The organism is Stenotrophomonas sp. GD03777 (assembly GCF_029842485.1).
GTDB lineage: Bacteria > Pseudomonadota > Gammaproteobacteria > Xanthomonadales > Xanthomonadaceae > Stenotrophomonas > Stenotrophomonas sepilia.
This window is the reverse complement of the sequence record NZ_JAOCGL010000014.1, coordinates 41463-57629: the sequence shown is the minus strand read 5'-3', so window position 1 is coordinate 57629 and position 16167 is coordinate 41463. Positions and strand designations below refer to the sequence as shown.

Annotated in this window: 11 protein-coding genes; 7 read left to right on the top strand and 4 right to left on the bottom strand. The window is 66.6% G+C overall.

Going from position 1 to position 16167, the window contains the following annotated elements:
• The coding region (locus N5E02_RS05680; RefSeq protein WP_279946022.1) for a glycoside hydrolase family 97 protein at positions 1 to 2020 on the bottom strand (2020 nt) is incomplete at its 3' end.
• A 237-nt stretch (positions 2021 to 2257) separates the two neighbouring features.
• On the opposite strand from N5E02_RS05680, the gene N5E02_RS05675 reads away from it, so the two are divergent.
• The 6 genes from N5E02_RS05675 to N5E02_RS05650 all read left to right on the top strand — a co-directional run bounded on the left by N5E02_RS05675 (position 2258) and on the right by N5E02_RS05650 (position 8919).
• On the top strand, positions 2258 to 4447 hold the full coding sequence (locus tag N5E02_RS05675; protein ID WP_235646008.1) for a Six-hairpin glycosidase-like protein: 2190 nt from the start codon (positions 2258 to 2260) through the stop codon (positions 4445 to 4447).
• The gene (locus N5E02_RS05670) at positions 4444 to 5931 is read left to right on the top strand and encodes an MFS transporter (protein WP_279946021.1); all 1488 of its coding nucleotides are present in this window, start codon (positions 4444 to 4446) and stop codon (positions 5929 to 5931) included. Before N5E02_RS05675 ends, N5E02_RS05670 begins: the two co-directional genes overlap by 4 nt.
• Entirely contained in the window at positions 5931 to 7610 is a 1680-nt protein-coding gene (locus N5E02_RS05665; protein WP_279946020.1) for an alpha-amylase family glycosyl hydrolase, read from the top strand. Before N5E02_RS05670 ends, N5E02_RS05665 begins: the two co-directional genes overlap by 1 nt.
• A gap of 27 nt (positions 7611 to 7637) precedes the next feature.
• Positions 7638 to 8024, top strand: a complete 387-nt coding sequence (locus N5E02_RS05660) for an SseB family protein (RefSeq protein WP_005415624.1) — start codon at positions 7638 to 7640, stop codon at positions 8022 to 8024.
• Between the two features lie 140 nt (positions 8025 to 8164).
• Positions 8165 to 8629 (top strand): GNAT family N-acetyltransferase, encoded by a 465-nt coding sequence (locus N5E02_RS05655; RefSeq protein WP_032954000.1) that lies wholly within the window; start codon positions 8165 to 8167, stop codon positions 8627 to 8629.
• Entirely contained in the window at positions 8626 to 8919 is a 294-nt protein-coding gene (locus N5E02_RS05650; RefSeq protein ID WP_065177907.1) for a hypothetical protein, read from the top strand. The genes N5E02_RS05655 and N5E02_RS05650 overlap by 4 nt, the downstream gene beginning before the upstream one ends.
• Positions 8920 to 9034: 115 nt before the next feature.
• Here the strand turns inward: N5E02_RS05650 and N5E02_RS05645 are convergent, their stop codons facing one another.
• The 3 genes from N5E02_RS05645 to N5E02_RS05635 all read right to left on the bottom strand — a co-directional run bounded on the left by N5E02_RS05645 (position 9035) and on the right by N5E02_RS05635 (position 14917).
• Positions 9035 to 12619, bottom strand: coding sequence for an ABC transporter permease subunit (locus N5E02_RS05645; RefSeq protein ID WP_235649501.1), 3585 nt, complete (start codon positions 12617 to 12619; stop codon positions 9035 to 9037).
• Between the two features lie 12 nt (positions 12620 to 12631).
• Positions 12632 to 13534, bottom strand: a complete 903-nt coding sequence (locus N5E02_RS05640; protein ID WP_065177906.1) for an ABC transporter ATP-binding protein — start codon at positions 13532 to 13534, stop codon at positions 12632 to 12634.
• A gap of 351 nt (positions 13535 to 13885) precedes the next feature.
• A complete protein-coding gene (locus tag N5E02_RS05635) occupies positions 13886 to 14917 on the bottom strand; it encodes a LacI family DNA-binding transcriptional regulator (RefSeq protein ID WP_065177905.1) in 1032 nt (343 codons plus the stop codon).
• 291 nt (positions 14918 to 15208) lie between these two features.
• Between N5E02_RS05635 and N5E02_RS05630 the strand changes: the two genes are divergently transcribed.
• Positions 15209 to 15775 carry a single-stranded DNA-binding protein gene (locus N5E02_RS05630; RefSeq protein ID WP_164229256.1) on the top strand — a complete coding sequence of 189 codons (567 nt, stop codon included), beginning with the start codon at positions 15209 to 15211 and terminating at the stop codon, positions 15773 to 15775.
• Positions 15776 to 16167: the final 392 nt, after the last annotated feature.

Sequence of the window (16167 nt, the reverse complement as noted above, 5' to 3'; positions counted from 1 at the left end):
CGCCTGGTGCCAGCACCAGCGTCAGTGCATCGGCGCTGGTCACTTCGCGGGTTTCACGAACGAACGCGAATGGATTGCTGCGGAAATCCGCGCCCTCGCCATCGCGGTAGATTTCGGCGCGGTAGCGTACGCCAGGTTCCAGGAAGCCCAGTGACACCGGCAGCACGCGGCCGTGCTCGTCGGTGATGCTGCCGAGGAACCAGTCGCGGCTGTTGCGGTCGCGGCGCACGATCGTCACGTAGTCACCCACTTCGCCATCGAGCACGCGGCTCTGCTCCCAGTCCACCGCCACGTCCTCGATGAAACGGAACGCCTCGCGATGCTGCAGGTAGTGTTCGGGCAGGTCGGCGGCCATCTGGATCGGGCTGTACAGCACCACGTACAGCGCCAGTTGGCGGGCCAACGTACTGGGGATGGCCTGGCCGTGGCGGCCCTTCAGGCTGAGGATGCCGGGGGTGTAATCCATCGGCCCGGCCAGCATGCGGGTGAACACCAGGTTGACCTCGTGCTCCGGCGGGTTCGGTGGCTGGCCCCAGGCGTTGTACTCCATGCCGCGTGCGCCTTCGCGCGAGATCCAGTTGGGATAGGTGCGGCGCAGGCCGGTATCCTTGATCGGCTCATGCGGGTTCACCGACAGATGGCGGCGCGCCGCTTCCTGCACCACCTTCAGATGGTGGCGGGCCATGAACTGCCCGTCGTGCCACTCGCGCCACGGCGGGCCCCCCGTGGGATTGCGGCGGTCGACCTGGCCGTCGTCGCAGACGTAGCCGGTCTTGAACTGGTCCACGCCCAGCCGTGCGTACAGGTCCAGCGCGGCGCCAAGCTGGTCCTCGTAGTGCTCGATGGCGCAGCCGGTTTCATGGTGGCCGATCAGGTGCACACCCTTTTTTAGGCCATACGCCGACAGCGCTTCAATGTCGAAATCGGGCGTGGCGCGGGTGAAATCGAAGTCGTAGCCATTGCCGACCCAGTTGCCGTCCCAGCCCGGATTCCAGCCTTCCACCAGCACGCCGCGGAAGCCGTGTGCAGCGGCGAAATCGATCACCTTCTTCGTCTTGGCGGTGGTGGCCGCGTGCTTCGGCCCGGTCGCCCAGCTCTCGTTGTCCAGGTGCATCGACCACCACACGCCCAGGTACTTGGCTGGCTTCACCCAGCTCACATCGCCCAGCGCGTTGGGTTCGTTGAGGTTGAGGATCAGGTCCGATTCGACCAGGCCGCCGGCACGGTCGGCGATCTGCAGCGTGCGCCACGGCGTGGCGAAGGGCAGGGTGCGGCGCACCTTCCAGCCTTCGGCCGAGGGCGACAGCTCCGCGCGCAGGCGCTGTCCCCCGCTGCGGCGCAGCCACATGCCGGCGTAGTCCACCAGCGCGGCCTCGTGAATGGCCACATGCAGGCCATCGCGGCTGCGCAGGGTCATCGGCGTATGCACCAGCGGTACTTCGTGCAGCGGGGTGCGCTGGTACAGGTACTCGTAGTGGATCGGTTCGCCAGCGGGAATCCACCAGGCGATGGAATCCTGCGCGATGGCGAACTCGGTCAGTTCGTCATCGATGATCGCCTCGTGCAGGTTCGGTTGTTCGGGAAACACGTAGCGGAAGCCGAGGCCATCGTCGTAGACGCGGAACACCACATCCAGCCGGCGCTTGCTGCCGGTGGTTTCGGCCAGCTGCACGGTCAGCTCGTTGTAGTGGTTGCGGGTGAGCCGGCGTTCGCCCCACGGCTGTTCCCAGGTGTCATCCACGCTGTGCCGCTGCTGGCCCAACAGGGTGAAATCGCGGTCCAGGCGACCGTCGCGCAGGGCGAAGCCGAGCTTCGAATCCTCCACCACAGTGTCGCCCAGGCGCTCGACCCGGTAGCGGGCCGTGCCGCCGTCCAGCACCAGGCTGACCTTCAACACCTTGCCCGGAGAGTCGACGCTGACCACCTGCGGCGCGGCCTGCGCCAGCGTGGCTATTCCCAGCAGCGCCAGACCGAACAGATGCGCGAGCGCGGTACGTACAGCAGTGAGTGACATCGGCATTTCCCCTCCCAAGGCGCCGTTGGCAGACCCGGACCATAAGCCAGCGCGGCAGGTGCGCTACCGCGTGACGCCATGAATACGTATGCAACTGGACGCAGCCGACAGCCCCGCGTCTACCATGGGGCCAGGGCACCTTGAGGGAGGGGCCGCGCCCGCCCGCCGGCAACGTCGGTGCGGACCTACAACGCGTGCAGAGAGGGAGGGAGGCCGACGGGCGCAAGCCGGTCCGCCGCTTCGATGCTGAAGATCATTTGCCTGACCGCTGCCCTGGGGGCAGCGCTGGGATCGACCGCGCAGGCGGCCGACCTGCAATTCGATGGCCGCCATGCGCGTGCCGAAGCCGCTGCCAACGGCAGCTTCGTGCTGCATGCGCCGAAGGGCGATGTGCATATCGCGCCGATGCCGATGCGCAGCCAGACCGGCAGCGTGATGTTCGATGCCCTGTTCGCGCTGGCCCAGCAGGAGATGGACCAGGACCGCGTGGACGCGATTCGCGATCCCGCGTTCGACGAAGGCCGACCGGTGCCGTGCGAGTGCTTCCAGACCGGCGCGCGCTGGCCCTATGTGTGGACGCGCGATGTCAGCTTTGCCGCCGATCTGGCGCTCGCACGCCTGGACCCGAAGCGCACCCGGCAGTCGCTGCAGTTCAAACTGTCGGCGGCGCGCGACGGGCACACGCCCGGCCTGTTTGTGGCGCAGGACACCGGTTCCGGTGGCAGCTGGCCGATCAGCAGCGACCGCGTGGTGTGGTTCCTGGCGGCTCGTCAGCTGCTGGAGGATCGCGCATTTGCCGACCAGGTCTGGCAGGCGCTGCAGGGCACGCTGGCGCAGGACCGCGCGATAGTGTTCGACGCGCAGATGGGCCTGTACCGTGGCGAGACTTCGTTCCTGGACTGGCGCGAGCAGACCTATCCGGACTGGACCCGCGAGGACGTGCGCTTCATCGGTGATTCCTATGCACTGTCCACCAACGTGCTGCACTACCAGGCACTGCGCCTGGCCGAACGCCTGGCCGGGCAACACGGCGATGCCCGCGCGGCCGATTACAAGGCCTGGGCCGACGCATTGGCGCAGCAGATCGATGCGCGCTTCTGGCGCGAGGATATCGGCCAGTACATGAGCTACATCGGCGAAGCGGCGCACCCGGTGCCGTACGCCAAGGTCGATCTGCTCGGCCTCTCGCTGGGCATCCTTGCCGAGGTGCTGCCGCCCGAGCGCGCGCGGCGTGCGCTGGCGGCGTATCCGATGGGGCCAGCCGGCAGCCCGGTGGTCTGGCCGCAGGAAGCACAACAGCCGATCTATCACAACCGGGCGATCTGGCCGTTCGTCAGTGCCTACTCGCTGCGTGCGGCGCGGCAGCTGGACGATGCGCCGCGCATCGCCGCCGAGATCCGCTCGCTGATGCAGGGTGCCGCGCTGGCCGGTTCCAACATGGAGAACTACGAGCTGGTCAGCCAGGCCGTGCATGTCGAGGAAGGCGCGCTGAGCGGCCCGGTGGTCAACTCCGAACGCCAGCTGTGGTCGGTGGCCGGGTATCTGTCGATGGTGGTCGAAGGCGTGTTCGGCGTGCAGGACGATGGCCGCGTGCAGCCCAAGCTGCCGGCCGCGCTGGTCCCCGAACTGTTCGGCAAGCAGCGCCGCATCTCCCTGGAGGCCGATGGCAAGCGCTATGTGCTGGAGCGGCCGAAGCAGGTGGGTGATGGCCTGCTGGTGGCGGGCCAGGTAAAGACGCGTGGTGCCACCACCACCGTGCAGCTGGTGGCCACCGCAGCGGCACCGCGCAGCGTGGCGACGACGGCCGACGCCAATGCGCGCGCACCGGCCACGCCGGCCGCACCGCAGGCGCGACGCAAGGGCAGGGGCTGGAACATCGAGGTCGCTGCCGGCCAGGTGCTGTGGCAGGACGGTCGCGCGCTCACCGCCAGCAATGGCCTGGCACGCATCGGTGACGATGGCCTGCAGCATTGCCTGAGCCTGACCCGGCGCGACGGCGCATTGGAATCGCTGCACAGTCCGATGGTCTGCGTCGGTCCGCAGCAGCGACTGAAGGGTGCCGAGCGCTGGCAGTTCACCTCGGCCAAGGCGGGGCAGGTGCGCCTGCGCCTGCAGTACAGCAACGCGAATGGGCCGATCAACACGGGCGTGACCGCCGCTGTGAAGCAGCTGGCGCTGCAGTGCCCTGGCCAGCCGTTGCAGCGGCACGCCGTCACCCTGCCGCACAGCGTGGCCGTGCAGGACTCGACCTCGGCGACGTTCCCGGTGCCGAAGGGCCGATGCACGGTCACGCTTGAAGAGGGCTTCAACATGAGCACACTGCAGCATTTCGCGCACTACACCGGGGGCAAGGGCGGGCGCGACGGCGTGCTCAACCAGGCGCAGGTGCAGGCGCTGACGGTGGCGCCCGTGGCTGTAGAGGACGCACGATGAATCGCCCCGCCAAACCCCAGCTGTCGTTCTGGCAGATCTGGAACATGTGTTTCGGTTTTCTCGGCATCCAGTTCGGCTTCGCCCTGCAGAATGCCAACGCCAGCCGCATTTTCGAGACGCTGGGCGCGGACATCGACGCGGTACCGGGGCTGTGGATCGCCGCGCCGCTGACCGGCCTGCTGGTGCAGCCGGTGATCGGTTACCTGTCCGATCGCACCTGGACGCGCTGGGGGCGGCGCCGTCCGTTCTTCATGATCGGTGCGGTGCTGACCACGCTGGCCCTGCTGGTGATGCCGAATTCACCGACGCTGTGGATCGCGGCCGGCACGCTGTGGGTGCTCGATGCCTCGATCAACGTATCGATGGAGCCGTTCCGAGCCTTCGTCGGCGACCAGCTGGCGCCACGCCAGCGTCCGGCCGGCTATGCGATGCAGAGCTTCTTCATCGGCGTGGGCGCCATCGTCGCCAGCTTCCTGCCGTTCATCCTGGCCCACTTCGGCGTTGCCAATACGGCCGCCGCCGGTGAGGTGCCGGACACCGTGCGCTATGCGTTCTACTTCGGCGCGGCGGTGCTGCTGGCGGCGATCACCTGGACGGTGGTCAGCACCCGCGAATATTCACCAGCAGAACTGGCTGCCTTCGATGATGCCGAGCCGCCGGCGCATCATGCGGGAGCGGTGATCAACGGCCCGGCGCCATGGACGCGGGTGGCCCTGTGGCTAGGGCTGGGTGTGCTGTTGGCGCTGCTGATCACCTGGCGGCAAGGCGACAGGATGCTGTACGTGCTGGCAGGCCTGTGCGCCGGCTACGGCCTGCTGCTGGCGGCCGCGCGCGCGTTGCCGGCCACGCATATGCTGGCCGCCATCGTCGGCGACCTGCGCGCAATGCCGGTCACCATGCGCCGCCTGGCGTGGGTGCAGTTCTTCTCGTGGTTCGCGCTGTTCGCCATGTGGATCTACACCACCGCTGCGGTGGCCGGTACCCACTTCGGTTCGACCGATCCACAGTCGGCCGCCTACAACGAAGGTGCCAACTGGGTGGGCGTGCTGTTTGGCGCCTACAACGGCTTCGCTGCGCTGGCGGCGGTGCTGATTCCGCCGATGGTGCGTGCGATCGGCCTGCGCTGGAGCCACCTGGTCAACCTGTGGCTGGGCGGCGCCGGCCTGGTCTCGCTGATGTTCATCCGCGACCCGCACTGGCTGCTGCTGTCGATGGTGGGTGTGGGCTTTGCCTGGGCCTCGATCCTGTCGTTGCCGTATGCACTGCTGTCCGACAGCGTGCCGGCGTCGAAGATGGGTGTGTACATGGGCATCTTCAATTTCTTCATCGTGATCCCGCAGCTGGTGGCGGCCAGCGCGCTTGGCTTTGCCCTGCGCGCATGGCTGGGTGGCCAGCCGATGCATGTGCTGGTGCTGGGCGGCTGCAGCCTGTTCCTGGCCGGCCTGTGCGTGCTGCGGGTTCCGTCCCGTCCGGAGGTGGTGTGATGCGTGGTGTCCTGGCTGTTGCTGTTTCCCTTGCCCTGTTCGCCGGCGAGGCCGCGGCCGCGCCGCGCCCGGACTACGTCGGCACCACCGAGCCGTTCGCCAGCGATGCGGTGTACTTCGTGGTCACCGACCGCTTTGTCAACGGTGATCCGTCCAACGACCATCGTGACCAGGGTGGCGCGCACCGCACCTTCGATATCCCGGTGCCGTGCCCGGACAAGGTGGACGGCAACATCGGCTATCTCGGCGGCGACTTCCGTGGCGTGCTCGACAATGCGCAGTACATCCGCAACCTGGGCTTCGGTGCGGTGTGGATCACGCCCATCGTCGACAACCCGGACGAGGCCTTTACCGGCAGCAAGCCGATCAGCTGCACCAGCACGCTGACCGACCGCGGCAAGACCGGTTACCACGGCTACTGGGGCATCAACTTCTACAAACTCGACGAGCACCTGCCGAGCAGGAACCTGGACTTCGCCGGGCTGACCAAGGGCCTGCACGGTGCTGGCTTGAAGGTGGTGCTGGATATCGTAGGCAACCACGGTTCGCCGGCCTGGACCATGCCGACACGGCAGCCGCAGTTCGGGCAGATCTTCGACAAGGACGGAAAACTGATCGCCGACCACCAGAACCTGCCGCCGCAGAAACTGGATCCGAAGCACAACCCGTTGCACGCGTTCTACAACAACATCGGTCCGGTCGACAGCAAGGACGGCTCGATCTTCGACGGCAACCTGGCCGAGCTGTCGGACTTCAACCAGGACAATCCGGCGGTGATGGACTACCTGGTCGGCGCCTACCTGCAATGGACCGCGCAGGGCGTGGACGCATTGCGCATCGATACTATCGGCTGGCTGCCGCACCCGTGGTGGCATGAATTCGTCAAGCGCATCCGCGCCGAGCATCCGGGCATGTTCATGTTCGGCGAAGCGTTCGACTACGATGCCGCGCGCATCGCCGAGCACACCTGGCCCGCCAACGCGAACGTGAGCGTGCTCGATTTCCCATTGCGCGGCGCGCTGGAGCAGACCTTCGGCACCGCCGCCAAGGGCTTCGAGACACTGACCGAGCCGCTGCACCTGAGCGGCGGACCGTACGCCAACCCGTACGAGCTGATGAGCTTCTACGACAACCACGACATGCCGCGCCTGCAGGCCAGCGACGATGGCTTCATCGATGCGCACAACTGGCTGTTCACCGCGCGCGGCATTCCGGTGGTCTACTACGGTTCGGAGACCGGCTTCATGCGTGGCCGCGCCGAGCATGCCGGCAATCGTGCGTACTTCGGCCAGCCGCGTGTGGATGCGGCGCCGAAGAGCCCGATCTTCGTGCCGCTGCAGCGTATCGCCAGGCTGCGCGAAGCCACCCCGGCGCTGCAGCGCGGCCTGCAGGTGAACGAGCGCCTGCAGGGCGATGAGGCCGTGTTCTTCCGCGTGCTGCAGCACGGTGACGTGACGCAGACCGCGCTGGTGCTGCTGAACAAGGGTGATGCGGCGCGCACCTTCGAGGTGGACCGCTACCTGCAGGCTGGCACGTGGCGTGATGCGCTGGATGGCGGCACGGTGAAGGTCGAGCAGCAGCTGAAGACTGACGTGCCGGCGCATGGGGTAAAGGTCTATGTGCTGGACGCCACCGTGCAGCAGCCGGCACTACCGGGGGGACCACATCCGGCACAATAGGCACCCCTCACGCCCTGCCGTACCGCCATGACCGACCTCGTCCCGCAGACCCCGATCGAAACCCTGCTGAAGGCGGCGATGGACGGGGCGGTGCCGATCCGCGCCTTCATGGAAGCCTTCGTCGCCTCCGAGGTGGTGCTGCAGACCGGCAGCCTGGTGACCCCCGATGGCAGCGGTTTCGACCCGCTGCTGTTCGACAAGCAGGGCACGCTGCACGTGGCCGTGTTCACCGATCCATCGCGGGTGGGCATCTACAGCCAGCAGGCCGAACACCAGATCCGCTGGCTGATGCTGGACGTGCTGCGCCGCGTGCCGGGTGGCTACGGCGTGGTGATCAATCCGGGCACCCCGCTGGGCTTCGAGATCTCGCCCAGCGGCATCGGCGAGATCCTGAAGGACTTCGCCCAGGGCTGATTGTCCTGTACAGCCGAGCCCATGCTCGGCTGCCGTTCGCGCAATGCCCGCTCAGTCGTGCAAGGCTCGACGCTACAGAAGGCTTCCCTTCGAACGCCGTCCGTGATCCCCTTAGGCGACATCGGGATCGAGGCCTGGTCATGGAGTTCAGGGTATTGCCTGCAGACGCAGCGGAACGACAGCAATTGGCGCAGTGGTACCACGCGCAATGGGGCCGGGACGCCGGCCTGACGCTGGAACAGGAACTGCAACGGCTCGACCCGCCGCAGGATGCTGAAGGTTTCCCGCACCTGATCGCCGCTTTCGAAGATGGGCAGGTGGTCGGTGCAGTCCAGCTCAAGCGCCGCGAGATGCAGGCCTTTCCACAGTACGAGTACTGGTTGGGCAGCGTATTCGTGGCCGACAGCCATCGCGGCCGCGGATTGGCCAGTGGTCTGGTCGAACAGGCTGCGGCACAGGCCGCGCGGATGGGCGTTTCCGACCTGTACCTGCAGACCGAGGCCCTGGATGGTGGTCTGTATGCGCGGCTGGGCTGGAAGCCGGTGCAGGAAGCCGACAACCGCAGCTATCGCGTGCTGGTGATGGTGCGCAGGTTGGCCGCATGAGCGCATCCACGGTACGCCATTCCCGCTCGGCCCTGATCTTCCTGATCGTGGCCATCGTTGCGGCGCTGGTGGCCATGCCCCTGCTGCGCGCGGTAGGCATGGTGCAGTGGCCGGTGTTTGTCATCGCCTGGCTGATCAACCTGGGCGCGGCTTGGCATCTGGCCCAGTGGGCGCGCCAGCAGGGGCGCTCGGGCTGGGCGTTCGGGGTACCGGCAGCGCTAGGTACGGTCGCCTCGATCGTGGTCTATGTGCTGTTGGCGTTGCTGGGGCCGAAGTCCCCGGTGCGCTGAACCTTCGCCGGCTGTCCTGGACAAGGTGCCGAGCAGGGCTCGGCACCACAGCAAGGCCGAGCCAAGCCCGCACGCGTTGCGTGGAGCGCCGGCGCACAGGCCGGCGCCCCCTCCCTCACATCGTCACCTTGCGCCGGTTGTCATCGCTCACCCGGTCGATCAGCTTGTTGTAGGGATCGAAGCCCGCTTCATCCGGCTTCTCGTCCACCGTCACCGTGATCTTCGGCTCGGCGCTGGTGATGTGGTGGCGCTGCAGGTACAGCACCTTCTGGTCGCGCTCCTTGCCCGACGGGCCGTTGGCGAACACGCCGATCTCGACCCAGTCATCCATCTTCGCGTCGCTCTCCTTGCCCTTGCCATCGGCGTACTGCTTGGCGGCGTGCAGGTCCAGGGTCACGTCGTAGCGCCCGTCATCGCGCTTGCGGGCGCTGGCGGCCATCACCCGGTTGTCGTAGAAGCTGATCTTCTCGAACAGATCGGTGACCAGCTGCTGGCGGTCAGCCGGGGTCTCGGCGCGGATGTAGCCCAGCAGCTCGCGTGAGGTGGTGTACGGCGGCTGCTGGTAGCCCTTGTCCTGCAGGAAGCGCTTCAACGCCCGGTTCAGGGCCTGCTCGCCGATTTCCTCGCGCAGCCGATAGAACACCAGCGAACCCTTCTGGTAGTGGATGTACTGCTGGTTCTCCACGCGCTCCAGCGGCTGTTCCTCGATGGCCTCGCCGCCGCGGCCGGACAGGTAACCGTCCAGCTCGCGCTTGAGGAACTGGCGCATATGCTGGCGGCCGTACTCCTGCTCCATCACCATCAGCGCCGAGTACTGCGACAACGATTCGGACAGCACCGTTGCGCCCTGCACGTTGGCACCAATCACCTGGTGCGCCCACCACTGGTGTGCGATCTCGTGCGCGGTCACGTAGAACACGTAGTCCACCTTGTCCGGGTCACGCAGGTCAGCGATGAAACCGATGGCCTCGGAGTAGGGGATGGTGTTGGCGAACGACTGCGCGAAGCGGGCATAGCCCGGGAACTCGATGATGCGTACCTGGCGGTGCTGGTACGGCGTGAAGTTCGCCTCGTAGTAGGCCAGTGATTTCTGCACCGCCTCGATCATCCGGTCCACGTTGTAGCCGTGCGCCGGGTCGAAGTAGACCTCGATCGGGATGTCCTTGTACTTCGCCTTGCGCACCTCCCAGCGTGCCGACAGATACGCGTAGAAGTTCAGCATGGGCCGGTCCATGGCATAGCTGAAGCAGCGCCGGCCATTCACCGTGGTCTCGTGCCGCAGGTAGCCCGGCGCCAGCGCGACCTGGTCCGGCGCGGTGCACACCGTGGTGCGGAAATCGAGCCAGTCGGCATCATTGGAGATATAGGTGTTGGCCCGCGCTGCCTCGTCTTCCAGCCTGGGCATGCGCCGCGGTTCACCGAGATCGCGCTTGCGGCGTTCGTTGCGGTCGCTGATCTCGGCGCCCTCGTTATAGCCGAAGGACGGCAGTACGCGGCTGTTGAAGAAGGTGCCGTTGTCGACGATGTTGCTCGGTGCCTGGCCAGCGGTGATGCCGTTGGGCTTCTGCACCACCCGGAAATGCACGCTGCGGGTTTCACCGGGTTGCAGCGGCCTGTCCAGCCGGTAGATGCGGTAGCCGAGATCCTTGTCGTGGAAGGTCAACTTCTGCCCGCCGAGGTCGGCGGCCAGCAGCTGCTTGTCGTCGCCCATTGAGACATGCAGGTCCTGGATGGGCTGCGCGTGCAGGTTGCGGATGGTCCAGTTCGCATCGATCACCATTGACTGCGATTCCGGGAACAGGTCCACGCGGTTGTCCACGGCGACAATGCGCGGCTGCGGCAGGTTGCGGTACTTCGACAGCTCGCGCTCGTAGCGGGCCTGCAGGTCCAGCTGCTGGTCGGGCGGGATGAACTCGTTGCGGATGTTGGTGCTCCAGTACAGCCAGCCGCCCACGCCGACGAACGCCACTGCTGCCAGCGCCGCAAAGGCGCCGGTAGGGCCGCGCAGGCGACGGCCAGCCAGCGCCAGGCGCTGGCGCAGGCCCTGGCTGACACCGCGTACCCAGAAGGCTGACGCCAGACACATCAGCGTCAGCAGGAACAGCGCCCAGTAGCCCTGGAAGGCCAGCTGCCCCGGCAGGAAGTGGCCGTAGCCGTTCATGTCCGAATAGGGCGCGTTGGGCCAGCTGCCGAAGTTGTACAGGTGCTGCGTGTAGTCGAGCAGGCCGAGCACGCCCTGGCCGATCATCACCACGATCAGCAGCGCGTAACCGACGAACTTGTTGTTGGTGAGTACCTGCAGCACCAGCGCCAGGCCCCCCATCAGGATGTAGACCACCGAATCCAGCGCCAGGCTGCGCAGGTACAGCAGCGGCTCCAGATGGGTGTAGCCCTTGGCCAGCTGCACGCCCATCGCGGCCAGCGCACCGGCGGCCTGGAAGCAGACGATCACCGCCAGCAGCGCAGTGAACTTGGCCAGCAGTGGCACCCAGTTCGGCACCGGCATGGCATCGGTCACTTCGTTGATACGCGCGCTGCGTTCCTTCCAGACCAGTTCACCGGCGAAGAACAGCACGATGATCACCAGCAGCCAGCTGAAGGCGCCCTGCAGGGCCATGATCATCTGCGAGGTGACCGGCCAGATCGAGGTGCCGTACAGGGTCTGCCGGAACAGCGCGCTGGGCAGGAAGTTGGCCAGGCCCAGCACCAGCAGCACGATGAACGGCACGCTGCGCAGCACGCCGCGTGTATCGAAGCGCACCTGGCGCAGGAACTGCCGCCACGCCGTGGTGGCGGTGAACGCCGGCACCACGCGCGGCAGTGCTGCGCGGGTGGGGCGGACACTGGCGGCATCGGCAACCGGTTGCGCCTGCCTGCGGCCCCAGCGCCGACGACCACTGCCGCTGCGTTCGGTACGGAACAGCGCGAAGGTGGCGGCGAACAGCGCGGCAGCCACACCCAACCACAGAGCACGGTTGGCCAGCAGGTAACCGGCCAGCTCGGGAATCCCGTTGTTGCGTTCGGCGGTGGACCAGTAGCGGATCGTGCGGCCGAGGGCGCGCATGCCCAGCGGTTCGCTCAGCACCGCGATCCACGTATTGTCGATGTCACGCAGCAGGGCCGCGCTGGCACCGTACAGCACCAGGTAGGCCACCAGGCCGATGTAGACCCACAGGATCGAGCGGGTCAGTGCCGCCAGCAGCGACAGCAGCGCGGTGGTGAACAACAGGTTCGGAATGACGATGACCGCGAACGTCCACGCATAGCCCTGCCAGCTGATCGGGCCCATGCGCTCGGGATCGACCCACGGCATGAACGGTGCCAGCCACAGCCCGAACGCGATCACCACGTAAACCAGCAGCCCGGCGGCGAGGGCAGCGGCGATGCGCCCCGCCAGGTAGTCGCGGCGTTTCACCGGGCTGGCGAAGATCAGTTCGGCGGTGCCCAGTTCGAAGTCACGCAGCAGCGCATTGCTGACGAACAGTGCAGTGACCAGCATGCCGAGCAGGGTGAAGATGCCCAGCATCTGCGCGATCACGGTGGGCGCGTTGCTGTGCACGTTGCCGCTACCGCCACCGATCTGCACCGCATCGCTGGAGGCGGCGGCGAAGGCGAGCAGGGCGAACAGCCCGGCCAGCAGCCACAGCAGCGGGGAGCGCAGCTGCTCGCGCAGCTCGAAACGGAAGAAATCGAGGATCATGGTGTGCTCCGCTCAGGCTGCCGCGCGGGCACGGGCCTGCAGGCGCAGGCGCTGGAAGTACACGTCCTCAAGGTCGGGAGCCACGGCCGCGAAGCCATCGCCGGGGTCGTTGGCGCTGTGCACGTGGATCACTGGGCGGCCCCCGACCAGGCGGGTCGAGAGCACCACGTAGCGTGCTTCATGGTCGGCCAGTTCCGAAGGATCGACCTGCTTGCGCCAGACCTGCTGCTGCAGGGCATCGATGGCATCGGCCGGTCGCCCGGTCAGCAGTACCTGGCCCTTGTTCATGATCGCCATCGTCGGGCACAGGTCGGTCACGTCCTCGACGATGTGGGTGGACAGGATCACCGCCACGTTCTCGCCAATCGCCGCCAGCAGGTTGAGGAAGCGGTTGCGTTCCTCCGGATCGAGGCCGGCGGTGGGTTCGTCGACGATTACCAAGCGTGGGTCACCCAACAGCGCCTGAGCGATGCCGAAGCGCTGGCGCATGCCGCCGGAGTAGGTGCCCAGCTTGCGCTTGCGCGCGTCCCAGAGGTTCACCTGCTGCAGCAGTCCATCGACCACCTCGCGACGCTGGGCGCGCTGGGTCAGGCCCTTGAGCACCGCGAAATGTTCCAGCAGGTCCAGCGCGCTGACTTTCGGGTACACGCCGAAATCCTGCGGCAGGTAGCCCAGCCGGCGGCGCACCGCCTCCTTGTCGCGCAGTACGTCGATCGGCGCCTCGCCCGGAATGCTGAGCGTCGCCGTGCCGCTGTCGGCCTCCTGCAGGGTGGACAGCGTGCGCATCAGCGACGACTTGCCAGCGCCGTTCGGGCCGAGCAGGCCGAACATGCCGCGCGGGATGTCCAGGGTGACGTTGTTGAGGGCATGCACGCCGTTGGCGTACGTCTTGGACAGCGAATCGATCTTCAGCACTTGGCAGCTCCAGGAGAAGAGGCGGACCGAGGTGGAATCGACCGGGCGACCTGAAATCGGGTTGCCGGCCTTGAAGGCTGAAACTCTGGGACGTGCAGCTGCAACGTCCTATAGGACATGTCCCAGAGATCACCGATCTTCGCGGATGTCCTGCAGGCGCAGGGCTGCAACACCGGATCGCATGCGATGGGCTCCCGTTCGACCACCAGCTGGCAGTTCAGGAGGGGTGCCACCGATATGCCACACGTGCGTCGTGTTTATCGCTTACGAGCAGGCAGGCGTCATCCGCCGTTGGTCATGGGGGGAGAATCCCGCCATCGTGCGTTGGCCGGAGCGCCGGCCCAGCGGCGCCTACCCGCGCAGGGATGATTCGCGCACGACCAGCTTCACCGGGATGCTCTGGCTGTCCACCGGCTGCCGGCCGATCAGCGTCAGCAGGCGCTCCACCAGCAGCTGCCCGGCCTGCTTGGTGTCCTGCTGCACGGTGGTCAGCGCCGGGGATACCGAAGCGGCCAGCGGGATGTCGTCGAAGCCGGTCACCGCCACGTCCTGCGGTACCCGCAGCCCGGCCTCGCGCAGGGCGCGCATCGCACCGATGGCGATCAGGTCGCTGGCGGCGCAGATCGCGTCGATCGGCTCGCCGCGCGCCAGCAGCGCCTGGCAGGCCTCCTGGCCGGAGGCCTCGGTGGTGATCGCATCGTGCTGCAGCGCCGGTTCGGCAGCCAGGCCGTGGTCCTGCAGCGCCGCGACATGGCCGCGGTAACGCTCCTGGAATTCGGGGTAGTGGCTGGAGGCATGGCCAAGGAAGGCGATGCGGCGGCAGCCCTGCAGCAGCAGGTGGGTGGTGATGTCATGCCCGCCCTGGAAGTTGTCGCTGCCGATCGAGACACCGGGCTGGCCGGGCAGGGCGGCGCCCCAGCGCACGAAGTGCGTGCCCTGTTCGACCAGCCGCTGCAGGCGGTCGCGCGATTCGTGGTAGTCGCCGTAGCCGAGCAGGATGATGCCGTCGGCCTTGTTGCTGTCTTCGTAATCGGCCTGCCAGTCGGTGGACAGCTGCTGGAACGAGACCAGCAGGTCCTGCCCGTGCAGGGCGCAGGCGCGGGTGATCGAGCCCAGCATCGAATGGAAGAACGGGTTGATCAGCGAATCGTCGTTGGTCGGATCCTCGAAGAACAGCAGGGCCAGCGTGCCGGCATTGCGCAGGCGCAGGCTGGAGGCGTTCTTGTCGACCTTGTAATTCAGCTCGCGGGCGATGCGCAGGATGCGCTCGCGGGTCTCGGCGTTGACCATCGGGCTGCCACGCAGGGCCCGCGACACGGTCGGCTGGGAGACCCCGGCCAGGTGGGCGATGTCGAGGGAGGTGGCTTTGCCTTTGATCGTCATGGGCGGGCGGAGCGGGCAGGTGGAAGGTGCCCGGGCATGATGCCATGCGCAGACGCGAATGCCTCTCTGGACGTCGGTCGGGGCGAAGGTAAGTCATTGCCGGACAAGGAAATCAGCCTGATCCTTCGGTGCGGTCGGGGTCTCCTGACCGGGCGGACGGCGGCGGCAATGGTAAGATGCGTCGTTCTCGCATTCCCCCAAATTTCACCAGGGGCGGCCCAGCGTACTGCACCCCGCCCGGGGCTGTGCTATCACTGGCGGTCTGCCCTTGGACAACGGACGAAGGTACCTATGGCGCGCGGCATCAATAAAGTCATCCTGGTCGGCAATCTCGGCAACGACCCGGACGTGAAGTACACCCAGGGCGGCATGGCGATCACCCGCATCAGCCTGGCCACCACCAGCGTCCGCAAGGACAAGGATGGCAACCAGCAGGAGCGCACCGAATGGCACCGCGTGGTGTTCTTCGGCAAGCTCGGCGAGATCGCCGGCGAGTACCTGCGCAAGGGCAGCTCGGTCTACGTCGAAGGCAGCCTGCGTTACGACAAGTACACCGGCCAGGACGGCGTGGAGAAGTACTCCACCGATATCATCGCCGATGAAATGCAGATGCTGGGCGGCCGCGGTGAAGGCGGCGGCGGTGGTGGCGGCAACTACGGCGGCGATCGTCCGCAGCGCCAGCAGGCGCCGCGCCAGGAGTATGGCGGCGGTGGCCAGCGTGGCGGCCAGGGCGGTGGCTATGGAAACCAGGGCGGCAACCAGGGTGGCGGTTACGGCAACCAGGGCGGCAACCAGCGTCCGCAGCCGCAGCAGGCGCCGCCGATGGACGACTTTGCTGACGACGATATTCCGTTCTGATTCCTACTTGACGGTTTTAGTGTTGATAGAGGCCCTCATCGTTGTGGATGGGGGCTTTTTTTCGTTAGGCAGAATCCGGCCGTGATCTAACCATCTACTTGCGGCAGGGTGTTGATGGATGACTGGCGACACACCATAGCGAATCAGAATGGAGAGCGGCACGGGAAAGCCGTCTGCTCGAACCCATCGCTGGTGCATGGCTTCGGCGGGTCTTGATACGGCGTGCGAAGGACAGGCATAAGCCTAACGAGCTGGCGCGGGGCTGTCGCATACTCTGTGGACACGGTTACCGCGGGCCTATGCTCAATTGCGGTGTGCTTCTTCAAAGCTTGTCTTGTCGCACAAAATCTGTCATTAGCTTGCTCTAGGATTTGCCCATCCCCAGCAAGGTT